Below are 337 nucleotides of genomic sequence, written 5' to 3'. Positions count from 1 at the left end.
CCGGTGTTGCCTGCATCATCGGTGATACTGGCTTGCACGGTGTAGCTTCCATCCGGTAATTCAGGGCTGGTTGCTTGCCAATCACCGTTTGCATCCACGGTGGCGGTGATTGGGTGTTCATCACCGTTACTGTCAGTAATAACAATGTTTACAACCGTGCCTTCAGGCTCTGTTGAAGTACCACTAATCACTGGGGTGCTGTCGTTACCCAAGCCCAGTGCATCAACGGTGACGATTGGCGTAATAGTATCCACATTACCACTGCTGTTTGCGGTGCTCTCGTTGCCTGCCGCATCGGTAATACTCGCGCTTACAGTAAAGTCACCTTGTGCAAGGG

1 protein-coding gene is annotated in these 337 nt (G+C 51.9%); it reads right to left on the bottom strand.

The annotated features are described in order from the left end of the window. Positions 1 to 337 (bottom strand): Ig-like domain-containing protein (locus tag H5157_RS21125; protein ID WP_182725428.1); only part of this gene is annotated, 337 nt, incomplete at both ends.

The sequence above is a fragment of the Pseudoalteromonas sp. SG43-3 genome, assembly GCF_014164385.1.
Lineage (GTDB): Bacteria > Pseudomonadota > Gammaproteobacteria > Enterobacterales > Alteromonadaceae > Pseudoalteromonas > Pseudoalteromonas distincta.
Note: the sequence above shows the minus strand (reverse complement) of the source record. Positions and strands in the feature narration are given on the sequence as shown.